The following is a 19,394-nucleotide window of genomic DNA, read 5'->3' as shown; positions in this document are numbered from 1 at the left end:
CCCGGACCTGCTACTTGCGCCGCGGGCGGCTCGCCCCACGGCCGATGACAGCGGGAGGTCCGCGCGGCGAGGGTCTCAGCCATGAAGCAGTTGCTGGAGTTCCTCGGTTTCATCTCCCTGGTGCAGGGCGTGATGGGCCTCGTGCACGAGTTCACCGACTGGAAGTGGGGCCTCGTGCAGAAGCTCGGCTTCCTCGACGGGCACGAGCTGTACGCGAGCATCGCCCTGTTGTTGCTGGGCGTGGCCCTGTTCGCGGCCGCGGAGAGCCGGAAGACCGGCTGAGGGCGGCGGGACCGGCCGGGCACGGAGACAGGATGAGCGCGGGGACCGGCTGATTACGGGGACCGGCCGGGCGCTGTTCCCGGGAGGGCGACGTCCGTTCGCCGCCGGCACGCGCGTGTGCCGACGGCTGGGATGGGGGCATGACCTCACAGGAATTCACGACCTCACAGCAGTCCACTGCGCCGCAGGAATGGGTTGCGGCGCAGGAGTCCGCCGCGGCACGGGAATCCCTCGCCGCGCGTCCCCTGGCCGGCAAGGTGGCCCTGGTCACCGGCGGCAGCCGGGGCATCGGCGCGGCGACGGCGCTGCGGCTCGCCCGGGACGGCGCGGACGTGGCCCTCACCTACGTCAACGGCAAGGACGCCGCCGCGGACGTCGTACGGGCCGTCGAGGCGCTGGGGCGACGGGCGGTGGCGCTGCGCGCGGACGCGGCGGACGCCGAGGAGGCCGGGGGCGCCGTCGAGCGAGCCGCCCAGGCCCTCGGCGGGCGGCTCGACGTCCTGGTGAACAACGCCGGCGTGGGCGTGCTCGGCCCGCTGGAGAGCCTCACCCTCGCCGACGTCGACCGCGTCCTCGCGGTGAACGTGCGCGGCGTGTTCCTCACGACGCGGGCCGCCGCGGCCCGGATGACGTCCGGCGGGCGGATCGTCACCATCGGCACCTGCATGACGCAGCGGGTGCCGGGGCCGGGCGGCACGCTCTACGCCATGAGCAAGGCGGCGCTGACCGGGCTGACCAGGGCCCTCGCGCGGGAGCTGGGCCCGCGCGGGATCACCGCGAACGTCGTCCACCCGGGGCCGACCGACACCGACATGAATCCGGCGGACGGCCCCCACGCGGCCGGTCAGGCGGCCATGACGGCGCTCGGCCGCTTCGGGACGGCGCAGGAGGTGGCGGCGACGGTGGCACACCTGGCGGTGTCGGCGTACGTCACGGGGGCCGAGTTCTCGGTGGACGGGGGGCATGCGGCGTAGCCCGCGGCGCGGGAGCCCGTGGCACACGGGCCGGGCCCGAGGACTGGACGCCGGCGGCCTCTCAGCCGCCCAGCTCCCGATGGCGCGCGGCAAGCCGTGCCGCTCCCGTCTCCGTCAGCGAGCCGTGCAGGCGCAGGCGGGAGATGCCGCCGTCCGGATAGATGTCCACGCGCGCGTGCGTGCCGACGGCCGGGGCCCGAAGGACGAAGCGGTGGTTCGTGTCGGGCTGGAGGCGGGTGCGGGGCAGGATCTCCACCCAGTCGCCGTCCTCGCCGTCCCGCACGGACACCGACGCCCAGCCCGCGCTGTTGCCCTTCAGGTACGCCGTGTCGATCTCGACGGCGCGGATCTCGGACTGGGTCGCCAGCCGGTAGCGGATCCAGTCGTTGCCCTGGTCGCGGCGGCGGCGCGTCTCCCAGCCGTCGTCCATCTTGCGGGAGCGGCCCGGCTGGATGGTGTTGGTGGCGGGCGAGTAGAACAGGTCGGAGGCGTCCTCGACCCGGCCGCCGTTCTCCAGAGCGACGACGTCGAAGGTGCCGAGCGCGGCGAGCCACGCGGGGTCCGGTGCGACCTCGCCGTACACCCGCAGGCGGGCGATGCCGCCGTCCGGGTGCTGGTTGAGGCGGAGGTGGGTGAAGCGCTGTTCCACGGCGACCTCGAAGCCGTTCGCCGCGTGGCCGCCGACCGGGGTGCGCGGCACGAGCGTCGTCCACTTCACGTCGCCGGTGAGGAGTTCCTCCGGGGACGGGGAGCCGGGCACGCGGGCGCCCTCGACCGACACGGCCTGCGGGTAGTTGCCGCGGAAGTGGGCCGTGTCGACGACGATGCCGCGGATCACGCCGGGCGCGCCGAGGCGGATCAGCGCCCAGTCGTGGTCCTCGGCGGTCGGCCAGGGGTGGTCGGCGGAGCTGCCGCGGCGGCGCCGGGTCTCCCAGCCGTCCATGATCTTGCCCTTGTGCCCGAAGTGCTCGGGGTCGAACTCGGCTCGCCCGGGCACCAGCAGGTTCTCGCGCTGGGCGAAGAACTCGTCGTTGGCGGCGATGACTCCGGCGCCGAGCCGGCGGTCGGCGAGGTCGGCGTGGTGGGTGAAGGGGAAGTCGGCGGTGCGGTAGTCCGCGTACGGGTCACCGCCTCCGTAGGGGTTCGCGTCGCCGGTGAAGCTCGGAATCGCCGTCACGGTGATCTGGTCCTGCCTTTCGGGAGTCGGGCTGCTGGGTGTCAGTCGGTCCGGGTGAGGAGGTGGCCCTTCGGTGCGGTGAACTCGCCGTCGACGGCGATGCGTTCGCCGCGCAGCCAGGTCTGCTTCACGACGCCGTGCAGGGTGCGGCCTGCGTACGCGGTGACGCGGTTGCGGTGCTGGAGGGCGGCGGGGTCCACGGTGAACGTCTCGTCGGGGGCGAGGACCGCGAAGTCGGCGTCGTGGCCGGGGGCGATGGCGCCCTTGCGGCCGTCGAGCCCGACCAGGCGCGCGGTGCGCGCCGACATCCAGTGGACGACGTCCTGCAGGGTGTGGCCACGCGCGCGTGCGGCGGTCCACACGGCGGGCAGGCTCAGCTGGAGGCCGGAGATCCCGCCCCAGGCGGTGGCGAAGTCGCCGGTCTTGAGGTCGGCGGTGGACGGCGAGTGGTCGGTGACGACGCAGTCGATCGTGCCGTCGGCGAGCGCCTGCCACAGCAGGTCCTGGTTGGCGGCCTCGCGGATGGGCGGGCAGCACTTGAACTCGCTGGCGCCGTCGGGGACTTCCTCGGCGGTGAGGGTCAGGTAGTGGGGGCAGGTCTCGACGGTGACGCGGACGCCGTCGGCCTTCGCCTCGGCGATCAGCGGCAGCGCGTCGCTGGAGGACAGGTGCAGCACGTGCACGCGTGCGTTCAGCCGCCGGGCCTGGGCGAGGAGGTTGGCGATGGCGGTGTCCTCGGCGTCGCGGGGGCGGCTGGCGAGGAAGTCGGCGTACTTCGGGCCGCCCTGCTGCGGGGCGGCGGCGAGGTGGTGCGGGTCCTCGGCGTGCACGATCAGCAGCCCGTCGAAGGCGGCGATCTCGGCCAGGGAGCGGGCGAGCTGGTCCTGGTCGAGGTGCGGGAACTCCTCCACGCCGGACGGGGACAGGAACGCCTTGAAGCCGAAGACTCCGGCGTCGTGCAGCGGGCGCAGGTCCGCGACGTTGCCGGGCAGGGCGCCGCCCCAGAAGCCGACGTCGATGTGCGCCTTGTCGGCGGCGACCTTCTGCTTGACGCGCAGGTGGTCGACGGTCGTGGTGGGCGGCAGGGAGTTCAGCGGCATGTCGACGAGGGTGGTGATGCCGCCCGCCGCCGCGGCGCGGGTGGCGGTCCAGAAGCCCTCCCACTCGGTGCGGCCGGGGTCGTTGACGTGCACGTGCGTGTCGACCAGGCCGGGCAGCAGCACGTCGTCGCCGAGGTCCTCCAGGCGGGCCCCGGCCGGTGCGGGGGCGTCGTACGGCAGGACGGCCGTGATCGTCCCTCCGGACACCGCGACGGACGCGGCGCGCGTCCCCTCGGGCGTGATGACGCGCGTCGAGCGCAGCACCAGTTCAGCGTCGGACACCCCAGCCCCTCTCTCTGCCGCCGTCCGTTTCCGGTCACGGGGGTACTTCCACCCAACGGAATTCAACGTTCTGTTGAAGGAGTCTTCACTCCCGTCCGCACCCCGTCAAGGGCACACCGCCTCCCGGCATGCCGGACGAACCCGCTCTGGACGTTTCCACAAAGCGGAATTAGTATTCCAGAAAGCAGAACGTAGCTCCGCACAAGCGGGGAGTCAACCGGCTGCCGGGTAGGCTTCTGCCCTTCCCGCCAGTCCCGAAAGGAACGCGCCGTGCCGACGTCCAGCGCCAGCACCACCGACTCCGCCCGGTCCGCCGCCCCTGGCGGCGTGCAGTCCCTGGAGCGCGCCTTCGACCTGCTCGAACGGATGGCGGACGCGGGTGGCGAGGTCGGCCTGAGCGAGCTGTCCGCCAGCAGCGGGCTGCCGCTGCCCACCATCCACCGCCTGATGCGCACGCTGGTGGCCTGCGGATACGTACGCCAGCAGCCCAACCGCCGCTACGCGCTCGGCCCGCGCCTGATCCGGCTCGGCGAGTCCGCGTCCCGGCTGCTGGGCACCTGGGCGCGCCCCTACCTCGCCCGCCTGGTCGAGGAGACCGGCGAGACGGCGAACATGGCACTGCTCGACGGTGACGAGATCGTCTACGTGGCGCAGGTGCCGTCCAAGCACTCGATGCGCATGTTCACGGAGGTCGGCCGGCGTGTCCTGCCGCACTCCACCGGCGTGGGCAAGGCCCTGCTGTCGGGCTTCCCGCCGGAGGAGGTGCGCGCGCTGCTGTCCCGTACGGGCATGCCGGCCGCGACGGACAAGACCATCACCACGCCGGAGGGCTTCCTCGCGGCGCTGGAGGACGTGCGCCGGCGCGGGTACGCGGTCGACGACAGCGAGCAGGAAGTCGGGGTCCGCTGCCTCGCGGTCCCGGTGCCCGACTCGCCCACCGCGGCGGCCATCTCGATCTCGGGCCCGGCGGGCCGGGTCACGGAGGCCGCGCAGGAGAAGATCGTGCCGGTGCTCCAGCAGGTCGCGACGGAACTGGCACAGGCGCTCGCCACCTCCGGCGGTCCGGCGGCCTGACCCTCTCTCGCCCGCAGGGGCGGCAGGGCAGAGCCGCCGCCACTCGCCGCCCCCGGCCGCGCCGCGCCCCCGCCCTCAGCCGCGCTGCGGCTCGCCCAGCAGTTCCACCGCCGTACGGACCTGCGCCAGGCCCTCCGACAGGGCACTGACGGAACCGATCGCCGCGGCGATCAGCAGCAGCGACCTGTGCAGCCGCGGGATCTCGGGGACGGCGCCGGCCGGCAGGGCTGCGAGCGCGGCCAGTTCCTCCTCGGCGACAGCGCGGTCCGGGAAGTCGGCGGGGTGCGCGGCGAGTTCGCGGGTCAGCCGGGACACCGCCGTCCGCAGTTCCGCCACTCTCGGGTCCTCGTCGCCGCCGGTCACCGGCCGGTGTTCCGCGCTCCGCAACATGGCTCTCCCCCTCGCGCACGGTTGTGCGCCGTCTCGTACTCGGCCCCCGGGGCGCCCCCGTCGTTGGTCAGGCGCCCGGGGACGCCGGTCAGTAAACGCCACCCGGGACGCGCCGCGCCACCGCGCAGGCCGAAATTCAGCCCCTCGAAACCGGCCGCTCGCCGGGACGTCGGACGGCGGGTCGGGTATGCAGGGCGCATGACCTACGACGAACCACAGATCGCCGGGCTGCTGCTCGCGGCGGGCGGCGGCCGGCGGCTCGGCGGGCGGCCCAAGGCGCTCCTGCCGCACCACGGGCGCCCGCTGGTCGAACACGCGGTCGGCGTGCTGCGCGCGGCGGGCTGCACGCGCGTGCACGTGGTCCTGGGGGCAGCGGCGGGCGAGGTGCGCGAGCGGGCCGAACTGGCCGGCTGCGTGCTCGTGGACAACCCGGAGTGGGAGGCCGGCATGGGGTCGTCCCTACGTACCGGGCTCGCCTCGCTCGCCGGGACGGGCGCGCGGGCGGCGCTGGTGTCCCTGGTCGACCAGCCCGGCATCGGGCCCGAGGCGGTGGCCCGGGTGCGCGCCGGGTACCGGGACGAGACGTCACTGGTGTCGGCGGCGTACGCCGGGGTGCGGGGGCACCCGGTTCTCTTCGGCGCGGCCCACTGGGCCGGTGTCGCGGCGAGCGCGACCGGCGACCGGGGGGCGCGCGCCTACCTGGCGGAGCACCAGGCGGCGATCATGCTGGTCGAGTGCGGGGACGTGGCCGAGGTGTACGACATCGACACCGAGGCCGACCTCGGCCACCTTCGGTGAACGGGGTGGCACTGAGCGCCACCTTGGCTCGATCCGGAGAATCTCGATATCAACAAAACATTGAACTTCCACCATGAGGAAACTAGTATCCACTGTTCAGAAGCGCCCGAGGGGTCCACGGGCGTCCATCGCCGTATCCGGCAGCACCCGGGAAGACTGGCACCCGGTGCCACGCTCGCTGAAGGAAGTGACAGCTCATGTCCGCACCAGCGCCGTCCCCGCTGGCCATCGTCGACGCCGAGCCCCTGCCCCGGCAGGAGGAGGTCCTCACCGAGGCGGCCCTCGCCTTCGTGGCCGAGCTGCACCGCCGGTTCACGCCCCGCCGTGACGAACTCCTCGCCCGCCGTGCGGAGCGCCGCGCCGAGATCGCCCGCACCTCCACGCTCGACTTCCTCCCGGAAACCGCCGCGATCCGCGCGGACGACTCCTGGAAGGTGGCCCCCGCCCCCGCCGCCCTGAACGACCGCCGGGTCGAGATCACCGGCCCCACCGACCGCAAGATGACCGTCAACGCCCTCAACTCGGGCGCGAAGGTCTGGCTCGCGGACTTCGAGGACGCCTCCGCGCCCACCTGGGAGAACGTCGTCCTCGGCCAGCTCAACCTGATCGACGCCTACACCCGCACCATCGACTTCACCGACGAGCGCACCGGCAAGTCCTACGCGCTGCGCCCCGCCGAGGAACTCGCCACGGTCGTCATGCGCCCGCGCGGCTGGCACCTGGACGAGCGTCACCTCACCGACGCCGACGGCCGCCCCGTCCCGGGAGCCCTGGTCGACTTCGGGCTGTACTTCTTCCACAACGCCCAGCGGCTGCTGGACATGGGCAAGGGCCCGTACTTCTACCTCCCGAAGACCGAGTCGCACCTGGAGGCCCGCCTCTGGAACGACGTGTTCGTCTTCGCCCAGGACTACGTCGGCATCCCGCGGGGCACCGTTCGCGCGACCGTCCTCATCGAGACGATCACGGCCGCGTACGAGATGGAGGAGATCCTCTACGAGCTGCGCGACCACGCCTCCGGGCTGAACGCCGGCCGCTGGGACTACCTGTTCTCCATCGTCAAGAACTTCCGGGACGGCGGCGCCAGGTTCGTGCTGCCGGACCGCAACGCGGTCACGATGACGGCCCCGTTCATGCGGGCGTACACCGAACTCCTCGTGCGCACCTGCCACAAGCGCGGCGCGCACGCCATCGGCGGCATGGCGGCGTTCATCCCGTCCCGCAAGGACGCCGAGGTCAACAAGGTCGCCTTCGAGAAGGTCCGCGCCGACAAGGACCGTGAGGCGAACGACGGCTTCGACGGCTCCTGGGTCGCCCACCCCGACCTGGTGCCGATCGCCATGGAGTCCTTCGACAAGGTCCTCGGCGACAAGCCGCACCAGAAGGACCGGCTGCGCGAGGACGTCGACGTCAAGGCCGCCGACCTCATCGCCGTCGACTCCCTCGACGCCAGGCCGACGTACGCGGGTCTGGTCAACGCCGTGCAGGTCGGCATCCGGTACATCGAGGCCTGGCTGCGCGGGCTCGGTGCCGTCGCCATCTTCAACCTGATGGAGGACGCGGCCACCGCCGAGATCTCCCGCTCCCAGATCTGGCAGTGGATCAACGCCGGGGTGGTCCTCGACAACGGCGAGCACGTCACCGCCGACCTGGCCCGCAAGGTCGCCGCCGAGGAACTGGAGACCATCCGCGCCGAGATCGGCGCGGAGGCCTTCGCGGCCGGCAACTGGCAGCAGGCCCACGACCTGCTGCTGACGGTCGCCCTCGACGAGGACTACGCCGACTTCCTGACCCTCCCGGCGTACGAGCAGCTCAAGGGCTGAGCCGGAGGCGCGTTCACCGCTCCGAGTGGCCCAGGGTCTTTCCCGGGGCCACTCGGTCGCGTACGGCCCGCTTCACCGCCGTCGGCTCCGGGAAGCCGTGCTCCCGGCGGTCCCACACCACCTCGTCGCCCACCCGCACGACGAAGACGCCGCCGGTGCCGGGCTTGAGCGACAGCTCGGTCAGCTCGGACTCGAAGGTCGTCAGCAGCTCCTGCGCCAGCCAGGCGGCGCGCGGCAGCCAGCGGCACTGGGTGCAGTACTCGATCTGCACCCGGCGGATCCCGGACGTCATCCCGGATGCACCGACCAATCCTGTTCCGCGGGCGGCTTGCCGTGCAGGTCGGGGACCCGCTTGAGCCAGTCCGGCCGCCCCTGCCGGGTCTTCGCCGCGCGGCGCGCGTTCTCCGCGGCCAGCTCCTCGCGGCTGGGGAAGTCGACGGGCAGCCAGTCCGCGGACGACCGCACACGCGCGTGCAGATGGGCGACGTACGCCTGCCGGACCTCGCCGGGTGTCGTGAAGCCCTCCTCTTCGGCCAGCCAGGCGTCGGGCACCTCGGCGACCACCTCGCGCAGCAGTTCCTCGGTCACGCGGGGGGCCAGGTCGGCGTCGGCGGCGCGGGTGTCGGGCGCGTAGCGGCCGAGGGCGTGGTGGCGGAAGTCGTAGGCCTTCCCGGGGGCGGACAGGTCCCAGCGGTGGTGGAAGACCAGGGCCGCCCCGTGGTCGATGAGCCACAGGCGCGGCGGTGCGACACCGCGCGTGGGCCACACCATCAGGTTGGAGCTGTGCACCGTGCGGTCGACGTTCAGGGTGAGGGCGTCCAGCCAGACGATCCGTCCCGCCTCCAGCGGGTCGACCGGGAAGTCCTCGGCCACCTCGGGCGTGAAGTCCTCGGCGCCCGGCAGGTAGTCCATGCCGAGGTTGATCCCGGCGCTGGAGGCATGCAGGTCGCGCACCTCCTGGTGCGGCTCGGCACCGGCGATGGCGGGATCGAACCGCACCAGCACCAGTTCGGGAAACCGCAGCCCGAGCGCGCGGGCCAGCTCACCGACGATCACCTCGGCGACCAGCGCCTTGCGGCCCTGCGCGGAGCCGGTGAACTTCACGACGTACGTGCCCAGGTCGTCGGCCTCGACGATCCCGGGGACGGAGCCACCTGAGCGCAGGGGTGCGATGTAACGGGTCGCGGAGACCTCTCTTAGCATTTTTCCGGGACACCCGCCTCTTCAGCCTCGAAATCCATGGTCGACCTCGGAGGTGTGCAGCAGCGGACATCGCCCGCATCAGCCCCCGTCGATGGCCGTCCGCCCCGTGCTTCCGGCCTCCGGCATGAAGGGGGCATAGTAACCGGGTGACCGCTGGTGAGGAGTGCCCGAGCCGCCGTGCCAAGGTCACCGTCCTTCGGTGCCGCCTCCCACTGCCAGTCCTTGGCCCCCTTGACGCGCGGCGGGATGATGCCGGCCTTGGCCAACGCGGGCTCCCAGATGAGGGGTGGTGGCCGGCCCAGCCGTCAGTTCGAGGCACTGCGCTAGCCTGAGACGATGGCTCAGGATGAAGATGCTCCGCTGGTCGTAGTGATGGGCGTGTCAGGCTCCGGCAAGACGACAGTAGGGATGTCCCTGGCGCAGTCCTTGGATGTGCCGTTCGCAGAAGCTGACGACTTTCACCCGCCTGGAAACGTAGCCAAGATGCGGGACGGGATCGCTCTCAATGACAAGGACCGGGGCCCCTGGCTCGACGTCATCGCGGAGTGGCTGCTTGAGCAGCGCCCACGAGGCGGGGTGATCACCTGCTCGGCACTCAAACGGCGCTACCGCGACCGCCTTGCGTCAACCTCGCCGTCCGTGTTCTTTGTCCACCTGCACGGCTCGGCGGAGCTCATTGCCGAACGCATGGCAGCGCGCCGAGGGCATTTCATGCCGGTGTCCCTTCTCCAATCCCAGTTGGACACGCTGGAGCCGCTGGCCGCCGATGAGCAAGGGGCACTCGTCCCCATCAGCGGTACGGTCGAAGAAACCACACGACTGGCACTCGCCGCCGTACGACAGAGGTAGTGTTCGAAGGCGCATCTTCGACAGCGCCCGCCTCCTCCCACGAGGAGGACCCCGGTTCGGCTCCTACAGGTCGATGACGACTTTGACGTCATCCGGTTGCCGCTGGAACGCCTCGATGGCGCGTTCAAGAGGCACCCGCCTGGTGATCAGACGTTCCAGCCAGGGCAGGTCCGCCTTCGCCAGTGCGTCGGCGGCTTGGTGGTAATGCCGCAGGTTCGCGTTGACGGATCCCACGACGGCGTCGTTCTCCAGCACGATGTCCCGGTTGATGGAGCCGGCGTCCACGGTGATGCGGCGGCCGGCGGGCGACACACCGGTCAGGCACACCACCCCGTATGAGGCGGTCCCGGTCAGCGCGGCGAAGACCAGGCCGCTGGCTCCCGTGGCTTCGATGATGACGTCGGGGCACACTTTGCTGATCACCTGTGCGACGTCCTCGCTGTGGTAGATGGCGCCCAGATCGCGTACCAGCGGAGGCTTCGGCCCGTCGCTCACGCGGTCCAGGACATGTACGTCCAGACCACGCTGCGTACCGAGCAGGGCGGCCAGCAGGCCGATCGGTCCGGCGCCGGTGACCAGATCTCGCCGAGGCTCGAACCAGGCGCGCCCACCGACACGCTCCACCTGCTCCCACGCCTTCGCCACGACTGAGGTGGGCTCCATCAGCACGCCGACATGCTCCAGATGCGGCTGCAGCTTCACCGCGTAGTCGGGCTCGACGCACCACAGCTGGGCGCCGTAGCCGTCGATCTCCTTGATGCCACGCTCGGTGTAGCGGCCGTTGCGGCACATGTCGAACTCACCATGGGCGCACGCCCCGCAGGGGACGGGATCGGGTCGGCGTACCACCCCGGCCACCAGATCACCGGCCGAGAACCCGCCGCCGGGTGGGGCCTGCTCCACCCGGCCCAGTGACTCATGTCCGAGGATGATCCAGTCTCGGCCCGGCGGCGCCCATCCGTACTCACCGCTCGCAATCTCGTGGTCCGTCCCGCACACACCCACCGTCAGGCCCCGTACCAGCAGCTCCCCGTCCACCGGGGACGGATCGGGCAGCTGCCGTTCTTCCAGTGAGTTCTTCTGGCCGGGCCGTACGGTCAACGCACGCATCGGTTGTCCGCCTCTCTCATCGCTCGTTCGTCGTGTCTGTCCGTTCGTCACCTCAGCTGCGGCCTGTCGACCGGGTGCCGGCCGAGGCGGGTCGCGATCAGTTTGCGGATGGTGATCACGGCCGCTGCGGCGGCGATGCTCTCCCACGATGGTTCGTCGGCGAGCCTGATCAGTCCGGCAGCGGTGAGGAAGTCGAGCAGCACGCCCATCGAGACGCGTGCCTGCCTGGTGGACACGTACGCCACGCATGCGCTCAGCAGCCCCGCGGCCGTTGTCAGCACGGCCGCTGGGTGCAGCCAGGCGGTCATGATGTGGCGGCCTTGTTGTTCTCGTCGAGTTCGGCGCGCTCGTTGGCAATCTCCCGGCCCAGGAAGTAGTTGAGCGCGGTACGAATCGCGGCGATGGCGGCCAGTTGACCGATCTCCGCGAAGCTCGGCGCCACGGCCGTGCGCAGTACGTCACCCGCGAGCTGGAATTCGAGGCCGAGGACAAGGAAGCGGCCCAGGCTGAGGCGGATGCGATTAAAGCCGGCCACCCGCCGGCCAGTGCGCATTCCAGCCAGCACGAACTGAACGAAGGCCCATACAGCCCCAATGAAAATGATCAACGCCCCGGCGGACTCGATCAATCTGACGAGAAGACCAATCACGTCCCGCAGGGTCGACTCGGGCAGCAGGTCAATCGACAGGGGCATGCTCACGCCGGTACCCCTCATACCAACCAGCTCACCTGCCGTACGAGCGCCTCACCCGCGCGGTCCACGGACGGACCGCGTTCCGCCGGCGCAAGAGGCGGTGGCCAGGCGGGGACGCTCCCAGGCGCCCTCACCATGCCGACGGCGTGCGCGTGGCCTCCGGCGGGCCGGCTTCTCTGACGGTCTCCTGACCCTCTCGTTCGGCGTCGACCAGAGCCTTGACGCGTTCTTCGGAGGTGTCGTGGAACTGCTCGAATGTCACCCGCATCGGTGGCCGACCGTGCCGTCCGGCCCAGTACGGACGGTCGACTACGTGCGGCCGGGCATGTAAGCGATGCGTAGTCCCTGACGAATTCCTACGCCTCGACGGGAGACTCCTGTGTCCTTGAGAAGTAGTTTTCCCTGCCGTTGGCGTGGAGCGGCGATCGTCTTTCTGGCCGGATGCCTCATGGCTGCCGCCGGCTGCGGCGCCACCCAGGGCGAATACAATCCGCCGGGCGCCAATGCCCGCATCGGCTCGATGCTCATCCGCTACGCCCACATCGCCGAACCCCCCGACGGGCCCTGGGAGCCGGGAGATGACGCCCCGCTGTACGTGTGGCTGTTCAACCAGGGCCAGCGCCCCGACAGGCTGCTCGGGGCCGAGACGACAGTTGCACGGTCCGTCGACATCGTCACCGCCGAAGGCAGCACCCGCGGCCCGGTGGACGTGCCTGTCGGCAAGCTCGTCGCGCTGAACGATGAGCGGCCACATCTGCTGCTGCGAGGGCTGCGCGAGCAACTGCGGGGTGGCGACTACGCGTGGGTGACCCTGCGCTTCGAACGGGCCGGCGAGATCGCCCTCCAGGTACACGCGCAGCTGCCGACCTATGTGGAAGAGGACGCCACCGAGGCGCCCGGGCTCACCTCTCCCTCGCCCGGTTCCTGACCGGCAGGGGGGTACGGACGCACGCAAGGCGAAACTCTGCGCAGGCTCGCGTCGGACTGTGCGGTCAGTGCATCTGGTCGTACGTCCAGCGTCCAGCCAGGGCCTGCTCGACCTGCTGAGCCAGTTTCGTGAGCCGGGCGCGCTCGGCGGCGTGGAAGTCCTGGGCAGCGGTAGTGGATCGCAGCCGGGCGAGTACAGCGACGATGGGAGGGTGCTGCTCGGGTGTGCTGGTCCAGGCCAGTTCACGCAACAGCATCAGGATGCGGGCCAGGACGGCGGGCTCGGCGGCGCCGTAGCGCAAGGGCTGGGCCACTGCCAGATCAAGGAGGTTCTCCAGGTCCGGGCGTTGCAGCACGACCCTGACCTGGTGGTGGTCGTCGCGCAGCAACCGCGGGCCCAGGCCGCGGCGCGCCAGGTCGCACACCAGCGCGGAGGAGTGGGACAGGCCGTGGACTGCGGTGGTCGGGTCGTTGATCCCAGGGGAAAGCGCTTTGGCGACGATGTCGGTGAGCTGGCGGAGTCCGAAGGTGACGTCCTGGGCGTCGGTGCGTTCGGCGCCAGTGGAAACCGCTTCGGAGGTTCTTCGGAGCAAACGCGTCCAGGTCTGGGGAGAGAAGGGCTCCCCCGTGCGGGGCCAGGCGGCTCCCAGGGGCGTGCCGGCGATCAGGGAGCTGCCGGGGAGGCGGTCGACGAGCAGGACGGCGTCGGCCTCGGCGGCTGCCTCCAGGAGAGCTTCCTCGTCCACGGCGGTCAGGAAACCGGACCTGCCGACGGGCAGGGGCAGCGCGTCGGCGGGCGGTTCCGGTGGCGTGCCCGAGTCCCTGGCGGCGGGGTCTTTCTCGGGGAGAAGCCGGTGGATGGTGTGGTCGGCGGCGGAGTGGACGCTGCGCATCATCGTCTCCACCCGGATTTCGCGTGCCAGGTGGGACAGGAACAGTACGAGGCCGAGCACGCTGGCCAGGGCGAGGAGGAAGGCCCCGGTGACCGACAGGTGGGGGACGAACACGACTTGTTCGTCGTCGCCGGTCCGCACGGTGCGCAGTACGGTCAGGGCGTAGGTGAACGTCGCGAGGAACAGTGCCAGGGTCGTCTGGACGTACCGGTCCGCGGTGAACGTGCGCAGCAGCCGCGGGGAGAACTGGCTGCTTGCCAGTTGCAGCGTCACCACCGTGAGCGAGAAGGTCAGCGCCGTGACGCTGATCAGGGAGCCGGCGATCGCCTGCAGTACGGTACGCGCGGCGTCCGCGCTGCCTGCGAACAGGTACTCCGTCAGCCAGGGCGGGATCTCGTGCTGGATCCGTGCGTCCAGACGGGGCAGTCCCACACCCGCGGCGACAGCGAGGACGACGCCAAGCGTCGGCACCGGCCACAGCTGCGCACGGAGCGTGTCACGCATGGGCGGAAGCGGTGTTCTCAGGCCCGGCGAGCAGTCCACGGCCGCTGAGCGTGACGGCCCGGACATCACCCTGTGCGGCGTCGAGGACCACGTCCTTGATCTGGGCGGCTGCCTCCCCGCCCAGGGTGACCACCGGTTTCTTGGTGATCTCCCTCGCCTGCAGGTAGCCGCTCATCCGGGGCCTCCCTGCCTACCCCCGCGGTGGGGCGCCGTCGGCGATGACGCCGCCCCTGCGACGTCGTGTGTGCACCGTGAGTACGGCGACGAAGGCCGCAATCAAGCTCACGGCGGCGAAATGATCAGCCATATCCACCAGTCCACAAGCCGCAGCTTCTGAACGACTGCAGGGCCCGCCTCTCCTTCAGCTTGCGGCCGGATGCGCGGCCTGTCGACCCCGCACGGCCGTGCACCCCCCGTTCCGGGGGCGGCGTTACGGGCACATCGCAGCCGTCTCGGGGCGAGTTCGTGCTCTTCGGCCATGTCCCCAGCTGGGCCGTCCGGGGCATCGGGCGTCCGGGTGACACATGGCCGTGGCCGGAAAGGGAAATCCGGCGGCATGGTGGACACTCTGCTGACGGTTGCCGGTGCGCTCGCCCTCGTAGTGGCGGCGCTCTCCGCGCTCATCCAACGGCTGCCGCTGAGCGGGCCGCTGCTGGCCCTGCTGACCGGGATCGCCTTCGGTCCAGCCGTGCTGGGGGTCCTCGATCTGCCCACCGTGGTGGAGGGACACAAAGAGCTGCACGAGGTCTCCCGCATCCTGCTGGCGGTCTCGGTCATGGCCGTGGCTCTGCGCTATCCGGTCCGCGCCGTGCGGTCACGGATCAGACCGGTGGCGGTTCTGCTCAGCGCAGCCATGCTGGGGATGTGGCTGCTGACCACGACAGTGTCGGCCGCCGCCCTGGGCATCGGCTTCGGCGCGGCGGCACTGCTGGGAGCCGCCCTGACCCCCACCGACCCCGTCCTCGCCTCCAGCGTGGTCACCGGCGAACCCGCCGAGAAGGGCGTCACCGCCCGGACCAGGCAGCTCCTCTCCCTCGAATCGGGCGCCAACGACGGACTGGGGCTGCCCCTGGTGCTCGCCGCCGTGGCCATCGCAGGGCCCCTCACCGGCACCGGGGCACTGCTGGAATCCCTGTGGCAGGTTCTGGGCGCGGTCGCCTTCGGGGCAGCGGCGGGATGGCTGGGCGGAAAGGCGCTGCGCGCCGCCGCGGAACGCCGCACCATCGAGTCCGGCCCCCTGTTGATCTACACGATCCTGCTGGCCCTGTTCGTGCTCGGCGCGTCGGGGCTGCTGCGTCTCGACGGCATCCTGGCCGTCTTCGTCTGCGGCCTGGCCTTCAACGCGACCAGCTCGGCGAGCGAACGCGCCGACGAGAACAAGATCGACGAGGCGGTCAACCGCCTCATGGTCCTGCCGCTGTTCACTGCCCTGGGAGCGATGATCCCCTGGCGCGAATGGGGCGAGCTGGGATGGTGGCGAGCACTGCTGCTGGTCCTGGGCGTGCTGCTGCTGCGCCGGCTGCCGGTCCTGCTCGCGCTCAAGCGGCCCCTCCTCCTGACCTGGCGGGACGCCGTCTTCCTGGGCTGGTTCGGTCCCATCGGCGTCTCAGCGTTGTTCTACCTGACCATGGAGGCCCACCGGCTCGGGGCGAACCCCCTGGTACTGGCCGCCGGTACCCTGGTCGTCGCCGCCAGCACCCTCGTCCACGGCATCACCACCACCCCCAGCCTGGCTCTCCACCGCAAGGCCGCCGACCGGGCACCCGACGCGGCGCAATGAGCCATGACGCGCCCTCGGCCGCGCTGTCCGGCCGCGGCTGCCGACCACACCGCTTCACCCCGGAACCGCTCCCCCGCCTACAACCCCAACCCCCGCACAACCGCTGCCAGCCGGCGGTCGACCCGCCCGCTTGGGTACCGCATGCGTCGGTCAGCCGATGGGGCGCCTTGTGCGGACAGCCGGGCCAGGGGGTACCAGTGGGGACATGCTCTTCGACTCCTGGGACGGCCTCGTCCGCGTTCTGATCATGGCGGGCCTCGCCTATCTCGTTCTGATCGCCGCGGTCCGCGCGTCCGGCAAGCGAGCCTTGTCGAAGATGAATGCCTTCGATCTGGTCGTCACCGTGGCGTTGGGCTCGACCTTGGCGACGATTCTGCTCAACCGCCAAGTGGCGCTCCTCGAAGGCGCCGCCGCCCTGGGGATGCTGGTGGCGTTGCAGTTCTTCACCGCTTGGGCCTCGGTCCGCTCCGGGAAGGTCCGGCGCCTGGTGAAGGCCGAGCCGACCGTGCTGCTGTACCAGGGCCGCATGCTGTGTGAAGCGATGAGGCGCCAGCGAGTGACACCCGACGAGGTGCGGCAGGCCGTCCGTGCTCAAGGGATCGGCGATATGGAGGACGTGCAGGCCGTCGTGCTGGAGACGGACGGCAGCTTCAGTGTGATCACCCGCTCCCAGTACGGTTCCGGTACCGCCCTGGACAATGTCGAGCGTCCTCGTCGCCATCCTTCATGACCCGGGCGTTACGCTCATGCCCCTGACCTGTGGCCGGGCGGAGCGCGGACGCGTGAAAGGCCGCGTGAAAGGCATAGTGAGCAGAGTGGGCGGCTGACGTGGGCGGAACTTCCGAGCAGGACTCTGTGCGTGAACGTCTGGCGCAGGAGCTGCTGGACCGGCTCACGCCAGTGATGAGCGCCCTGGGACTGCTGTTCCTGCTCGTCGTCGTCGGTGAGCGCATGGCTGGACCGGGAACGGCGATGCATGTCGCCATGACGGTGACCGGCTGGCTGCTGTGGGCCGCCTTCGTCACCGAGTTCATCGCCCGCCTGATCCTGGCGGAGCACCGGGGAAGGTTCCTGCGCCGCAACTGGTGGCAGGTGATCTTCCTGGTCCTGCCCTTCCTGCGGGTGCTTCGCCTGATGCGCTCTCTTCGCCTCCTGCGCACCGGCCGAGTCCTCTCCTCGACCGTGCGGTCCTCACGGTCGGCGGGACGGCTGCTCAGCGACCGGGTGGCGTGGCTGGGCATGATCACCCTGATCGTGGTGCTCGCCACAGGGGAACTGCTGTACGAGTTCGACCGCCCGGCCGAGTCGTTCGCGAGCACCCTGCACGCCACGGCGCTGATGGCGATCAGCGGCGAGCCGGCGGGAGCCACCACCGCCTACGGCAAGCTCATCGAACTCGTACTGGCCCTTTACGCCGTCACGGTGTTCGCCTCCTTGGCCGGCGCCTTCGGAGCCTACTTCGTGGGTAACCCCCTCCGGACGCCACCCGGCACTCCACCGGCTGAAGAGAAGCGGCAATAACGGCGGACAGGCGTCGATCTGCTGTGCATGCCGTCGAGCGTCAAGGGAACCCGGGCCTCGAGCGAGGAAGGACCGACTGGGTATGCCTGACATCGAGCCGAATCCCCCGAGCCCTGTCAGTCTGGCCTGGAACAAGGTGGCCGGCTACGACAGCTACGAAGAAGCTCAGGCCGCGGTCGACCGCCTGTCGGACAAAGGTTTCCCGGTGGAACGTCTCGACATCATCGGCACCGATCTGCGGCTCGTGGAGCATGTGACGGGACGGCTCACCAAGGGACGGGCCGCCGCCGCAGGGGCCGTCGGAGGCGCCTGGTTCGGTCTCCTCATCGGCTTGCTCGTGGGCCTGTTCACACCAGGTCCGGTATGGCTGGGGCTGCTCCTGGGCGGGCTGCTCTTCGGCGCCTTGTGGGGTGCCGTACTGGGCTGGGCCGGCCATTCCGCCACCGGTGGCCGTCGTGACTTCTCGTCCACACGCGCACTGGCTGCCTCGCGCTACGACCTCATCGCACGGGACGGCCATGCCGAACAGGTCCGAACCATCCTGCAGAGCGAGGGCTTGTCGGGCACCTCGTGATACGCATCCTGGCCCTTGTGGGTGCGCGCACCCGTACCGGGCGGACAGCCGACAGGTCGCCACACATGCCCGGTGACCGTGGTCCGTCCAGGCGACACCGGCAGCCCCCTGACAATCGTGTCGTTGCTGGAGCGGACCCGGCCGGTGGTTCGCGGGAGGCATTGAATTCCGCGCATCACGAAGCTGACCTGCTGGGCGCGCTCGGAGGTCGGTCACGGTGCCCACCATCCCGGAACAGTCCCCACCGGCCCGGTGACGGCGCCTCCGAACTTCGCCGGCAGCGCCGTGGGCCCCGTCTTTGTCACCCGGTTGGCCTAGGCGACGGGAGCCGTTCTCTCAGCCGGTGAAAACGACGGGAAAGCTGCGGCAATATGCGGTCCCTCGCGTCCGGAAGACTGAAATCGCCCACTCCGGGAAACGCACTCGGCGCAGCGAACGGAAATCATCCGGCGCGCTGAACGGTGAGAGACGGGGTACACAGCCAGTAACGAGGTAACGGTTACGCTGCGCGGCCCCGGCCGCCCACACCCTTGGAAGGGACCACCATCATGTCGACTCATCACGCCACCCCCGCAACCGGCCGTACCAGGGTGCAGCAGGCCGCGCTCGCCGTCGGCGCCGTGTTTCTCCTGGTCGGCATCCTCGGCTTCATTCCCGGCGTCACCACCGATTACGACACCATGAAGTTCGCCGAGCACCATTCCGAGGCCAAGCTTCTGGGCCTCTTCCAGGTCTCGATCCTGCACAACATCGTCCACCTGCTGTTCGGTATCGCCGGCATCGCCATGGCGCGCACCGCGTCGACGGCCCGCACCTTCCTCATCGGCGGCGGTGCGATCTACCTGGTCCTGTGGATTTACGGGCTGATCATCGACCACGACAGCGCCGCGAACTTCATTCCGGTCAACACGGCCGACAACTGGCTGCACTTCGTCCTCGGCATCGGCATGATCGCTCTGGGCGTTCTCCTCACCCGCCGCACCGCAGCCACCACTCGCTGATCCGGGGCACTCCCAGCTACTTGCCGGGCGACGCGACTGCGACCGGCGACGTGCCACGGATGACCGGGACGTCGGCCAACCGAGACGGAGACAGGGCCATGCGAGTCCCTCCTGTCTGCGCAGTGCCTGCAGAGAGCACTGCCCCGTCACGCAGAGCGCTGACCGTGCCTCTGCGGCCGACGTCCTGGTCGTGTCTGCCTGCCTACCGTCGCACCGGCAAGTGCGCGTCATCGACGAAAACGTGCGAGCCGTTTCGGGCGAAGACCTGCGCGGGGCCCGAATCAACACCTTGTTCGCCGGCATCGAGACTCCGGACGCAGAGGCCCCGCGCTGCGGGCCCTCATAAGAGGCCATTTCAGTTGGTGAGTCTACGGTGGCATATGAGGGTGGCTGAGATGGCAGCGAAGGCGAGGAAGTGCTCGGGCTTGCGCTCGTAGC

The 19,394-nt window shown here is 70.5% G+C and carries 22 protein-coding genes; 12 read left to right on the top strand and 10 right to left on the bottom strand.

Annotation, left to right across the window (positions count from 1 at the left end; translation table 11 throughout):
* Positions 1-81 precede the first annotated feature (81 nt).
* Positions 82-282 (top strand): hypothetical protein, encoded by a 201-nt coding sequence (locus tag AB0M97_RS21350; RefSeq protein WP_365962501.1) that lies wholly within the window; start codon positions 82-84, stop codon positions 280-282.
* 140 nt (positions 283-422) lie between these two features.
* Complete coding sequence (locus tag AB0M97_RS21345) at positions 423-1,256, top strand: SDR family oxidoreductase (RefSeq protein WP_365962500.1); 834 nt, start codon at positions 423-425, stop codon at positions 1,254-1,256.
* A gap of 61 nt (positions 1,257-1,317) precedes the next feature.
* Here AB0M97_RS21345 and alc read toward each other — a convergent pair whose 3' ends face one another.
* Both alc and allB read right to left on the bottom strand, forming a co-directional pair.
* Positions 1,318-2,433: an allantoicase gene (alc, locus tag AB0M97_RS21340; RefSeq protein WP_365962499.1), complete on the bottom strand. Its 1,116-nt coding sequence runs from the start codon at positions 2,431-2,433 to the stop codon at positions 1,318-1,320.
* Positions 2,434-2,474: 41 nt separating this feature from the next.
* Entirely contained in the window at positions 2,475-3,815 is a 1,341-nt protein-coding gene (gene allB, locus AB0M97_RS21335) for an allantoinase AllB (protein ID WP_365962498.1), read from the bottom strand.
* A 270-nt stretch (positions 3,816-4,085) separates the two neighbouring features.
* Here allB and AB0M97_RS21330 point away from each other — a divergent pair, with 270 nt between their 5' ends.
* Complete coding sequence (locus AB0M97_RS21330; RefSeq protein ID WP_365962497.1) at positions 4,086-4,889, top strand: IclR family transcriptional regulator; 804 nt, start codon at positions 4,086-4,088, stop codon at positions 4,887-4,889.
* Positions 4,890-4,964: 75 nt separating this feature from the next.
* On the opposite strand, the gene AB0M97_RS21325 is transcribed toward AB0M97_RS21330, so the two are convergent.
* A complete protein-coding gene (locus AB0M97_RS21325; protein WP_365962496.1) occupies positions 4,965-5,279 on the bottom strand; it encodes a DUF5955 family protein in 315 nt (104 codons plus the stop codon).
* Between the two features lie 198 nt (positions 5,280-5,477).
* On the opposite strand from AB0M97_RS21325, the gene AB0M97_RS21320 reads away from it, so the two are divergent.
* Both AB0M97_RS21320 and aceB read left to right on the top strand, forming a co-directional pair.
* A complete protein-coding gene (locus AB0M97_RS21320) occupies positions 5,478-6,077 on the top strand; it encodes a nucleotidyltransferase family protein (RefSeq protein WP_365962495.1) in 600 nt (199 codons plus the stop codon).
* A gap of 197 nt (positions 6,078-6,274) precedes the next feature.
* Positions 6,275-7,900, top strand: a complete 1,626-nt coding sequence (gene aceB, locus AB0M97_RS21315; protein ID WP_365962493.1) for a malate synthase A — start codon at positions 6,275-6,277, stop codon at positions 7,898-7,900.
* Between the two features lie 13 nt (positions 7,901-7,913).
* Here the strand turns inward: aceB and AB0M97_RS21310 are convergent, their stop codons facing one another.
* Both AB0M97_RS21310 and AB0M97_RS21305 read right to left on the bottom strand, forming a co-directional pair.
* Positions 7,914-8,192 (bottom strand): SelT/SelW/SelH family protein, encoded by a 279-nt coding sequence (locus tag AB0M97_RS21310; RefSeq protein WP_365962492.1) that lies wholly within the window; start codon positions 8,190-8,192, stop codon positions 7,914-7,916.
* Entirely contained in the window at positions 8,189-9,103 is a 915-nt protein-coding gene (locus AB0M97_RS21305) for a HipA family kinase (protein WP_365962491.1), read from the bottom strand. Before AB0M97_RS21305 ends, AB0M97_RS21310 begins: the two co-directional genes overlap by 4 nt.
* A 336-nt stretch (positions 9,104-9,439) precedes the next feature.
* Between AB0M97_RS21305 and AB0M97_RS21300 the strand changes: the two genes are divergently transcribed.
* Positions 9,440-9,952, top strand: a complete 513-nt coding sequence (locus AB0M97_RS21300) for a gluconokinase (RefSeq protein ID WP_365962489.1) — start codon at positions 9,440-9,442, stop codon at positions 9,950-9,952.
* Positions 9,953-10,015: 63 nt separating this feature from the next.
* Here the strand turns inward: AB0M97_RS21300 and AB0M97_RS21295 are convergent, their stop codons facing one another.
* From AB0M97_RS21295 to AB0M97_RS21285, 3 genes are read right to left on the bottom strand one after another with little or no spacing between them, the layout of a single operon-like run.
* The gene (locus AB0M97_RS21295) at positions 10,016-11,062 is read right to left on the bottom strand and encodes a glucose 1-dehydrogenase (protein ID WP_365962570.1); all 1,047 of its coding nucleotides are present in this window, start codon (positions 11,060-11,062) and stop codon (positions 10,016-10,018) included.
* Between the two features lie 47 nt (positions 11,063-11,109).
* A complete protein-coding gene (locus AB0M97_RS21290) occupies positions 11,110-11,370 on the bottom strand; it encodes a hypothetical protein (RefSeq protein WP_365962488.1) in 261 nt (86 codons plus the stop codon).
* The gene (locus AB0M97_RS21285) at positions 11,367-11,756 is read right to left on the bottom strand and encodes a DUF1622 domain-containing protein (protein WP_365962569.1); all 390 of its coding nucleotides are present in this window, start codon (positions 11,754-11,756) and stop codon (positions 11,367-11,369) included. The genes AB0M97_RS21290 and AB0M97_RS21285 overlap by 4 nt, the downstream gene beginning before the upstream one ends.
* 448 nt (positions 11,757-12,204) lie before the next feature.
* Here AB0M97_RS21285 and AB0M97_RS21280 point away from each other — a divergent pair, with 448 nt between their 5' ends.
* Complete coding sequence (locus tag AB0M97_RS21280) at positions 12,205-12,684, top strand: copper chaperone PCu(A)C (RefSeq protein WP_365962487.1); 480 nt, start codon at positions 12,205-12,207, stop codon at positions 12,682-12,684.
* A 64-nt stretch (positions 12,685-12,748) separates the two neighbouring features.
* Here the strand turns inward: AB0M97_RS21280 and AB0M97_RS21275 are convergent, their stop codons facing one another.
* The gene (locus AB0M97_RS21275; RefSeq protein ID WP_365962486.1) at positions 12,749-14,080 is read right to left on the bottom strand and encodes a DUF2254 domain-containing protein; all 1,332 of its coding nucleotides are present in this window, start codon (positions 14,078-14,080) and stop codon (positions 12,749-12,751) included.
* Entirely contained in the window at positions 14,073-14,255 is a 183-nt protein-coding gene (locus AB0M97_RS21270; RefSeq protein ID WP_365962485.1) for a PRC-barrel domain-containing protein, read from the bottom strand. The genes AB0M97_RS21275 and AB0M97_RS21270 overlap by 8 nt, the downstream gene beginning before the upstream one ends.
* Before the next feature lie 381 nt (positions 14,256-14,636).
* On the opposite strand from AB0M97_RS21270, the gene AB0M97_RS21265 reads away from it, so the two are divergent.
* The 5 genes from AB0M97_RS21265 to AB0M97_RS21245 all read left to right on the top strand — a co-directional run bounded on the left by AB0M97_RS21265 (position 14,637) and on the right by AB0M97_RS21245 (position 18,956).
* A complete protein-coding gene (locus AB0M97_RS21265; RefSeq protein ID WP_365962484.1) occupies positions 14,637-15,860 on the top strand; it encodes a cation:proton antiporter in 1,224 nt (407 codons plus the stop codon).
* 205 nt (positions 15,861-16,065) lie between these two features.
* The gene (locus AB0M97_RS21260) at positions 16,066-16,590 is read left to right on the top strand and encodes a YetF domain-containing protein (RefSeq protein ID WP_365962483.1); all 525 of its coding nucleotides are present in this window, start codon (positions 16,066-16,068) and stop codon (positions 16,588-16,590) included.
* 125 nt (positions 16,591-16,715) lie between these two features.
* A complete protein-coding gene (locus AB0M97_RS21255; RefSeq protein WP_365962482.1) occupies positions 16,716-17,381 on the top strand; it encodes a hypothetical protein in 666 nt (221 codons plus the stop codon).
* An 82-nt stretch (positions 17,382-17,463) separates the two neighbouring features.
* Positions 17,464-17,955: a general stress protein gene (locus AB0M97_RS21250; protein ID WP_365962481.1), complete on the top strand. Its 492-nt coding sequence runs from the start codon at positions 17,464-17,466 to the stop codon at positions 17,953-17,955.
* A 548-nt stretch (positions 17,956-18,503) separates the two neighbouring features.
* The gene (locus AB0M97_RS21245) at positions 18,504-18,956 is read left to right on the top strand and encodes a DUF4383 domain-containing protein (protein WP_365962480.1); all 453 of its coding nucleotides are present in this window, start codon (positions 18,504-18,506) and stop codon (positions 18,954-18,956) included.
* The last annotated feature ends 438 nt before the right edge of the window (positions 18,957-19,394 follow it).

The sequence above is a fragment of the Streptomyces sp. NPDC051207 genome, assembly GCF_040682395.1.
Taxonomy (GTDB): Bacteria; Actinomycetota; Actinomycetes; order Streptomycetales; family Streptomycetaceae; genus Streptomyces.
The sequence above is the reverse complement of the archived record's forward strand: the minus strand, read 5'-3'. Positions and strand labels throughout refer to the sequence as shown.

Bases quoted from the DNA above. Each gene is read 5' to 3' on its own strand.
- AB0M97_RS21350 (WP_365962501.1), top strand. From the start codon at position 82: ATGAAGCAGTTGCTGGAGTTCCTCGGTTTCATCTCCCTGGTGCAGGGC.
- AB0M97_RS21345 (WP_365962500.1), top strand. From the start codon at position 423: ATGACCTCACAGGAATTCACGACCTCACAGCAGTCCACTGCGCCGCAG.
- AB0M97_RS21325 (WP_365962496.1), bottom strand. From the start codon at position 5,279: ATGTTGCGGAGCGCGGAACACCGGCCGGTGACCGGCGGCGACGAGGAC.
- AB0M97_RS21320 (WP_365962495.1), top strand. From the start codon at position 5,478: ATGACCTACGACGAACCACAGATCGCCGGGCTGCTGCTCGCGGCGGGC.
- aceB (WP_365962493.1), top strand. From the start codon at position 6,275: ATGTCCGCACCAGCGCCGTCCCCGCTGGCCATCGTCGACGCCGAGCCC.
- AB0M97_RS21310 (WP_365962492.1), bottom strand. From the start codon at position 8,192: ATGACGTCCGGGATCCGCCGGGTGCAGATCGAGTACTGCACCCAGTGC.
- AB0M97_RS21305 (WP_365962491.1), bottom strand. From the start codon at position 9,103: ATGCTAAGAGAGGTCTCCGCGACCCGTTACATCGCACCCCTGCGCTCA.
- AB0M97_RS21300 (WP_365962489.1), top strand. From the start codon at position 9,440: ATGGCTCAGGATGAAGATGCTCCGCTGGTCGTAGTGATGGGCGTGTCA.
- AB0M97_RS21295 (WP_365962570.1), bottom strand. From the start codon at position 11,062: ATGCGTGCGTTGACCGTACGGCCCGGCCAGAAGAACTCACTGGAAGAA.
- AB0M97_RS21290 (WP_365962488.1), bottom strand. From the start codon at position 11,370: ATGACCGCCTGGCTGCACCCAGCGGCCGTGCTGACAACGGCCGCGGGG.
- AB0M97_RS21285 (WP_365962569.1), bottom strand. From the start codon at position 11,756: ATGCCCCTGTCGATTGACCTGCTGCCCGAGTCGACCCTGCGGGACGTG.
- AB0M97_RS21280 (WP_365962487.1), top strand. From the start codon at position 12,205: ATGGCTGCCGCCGGCTGCGGCGCCACCCAGGGCGAATACAATCCGCCG.
- AB0M97_RS21275 (WP_365962486.1), bottom strand. From the start codon at position 14,080: ATGCGTGACACGCTCCGTGCGCAGCTGTGGCCGGTGCCGACGCTTGGC.
- AB0M97_RS21270 (WP_365962485.1), bottom strand. From the start codon at position 14,255: ATGAGCGGCTACCTGCAGGCGAGGGAGATCACCAAGAAACCGGTGGTC.
- AB0M97_RS21265 (WP_365962484.1), top strand. From the start codon at position 14,637: ATGGTGGACACTCTGCTGACGGTTGCCGGTGCGCTCGCCCTCGTAGTG.
- AB0M97_RS21260 (WP_365962483.1), top strand. From the start codon at position 16,066: ATGCTCTTCGACTCCTGGGACGGCCTCGTCCGCGTTCTGATCATGGCG.
- AB0M97_RS21250 (WP_365962481.1), top strand. From the start codon at position 17,464: ATGCCTGACATCGAGCCGAATCCCCCGAGCCCTGTCAGTCTGGCCTGG.
- AB0M97_RS21245 (WP_365962480.1), top strand. From the start codon at position 18,504: ATGTCGACTCATCACGCCACCCCCGCAACCGGCCGTACCAGGGTGCAG.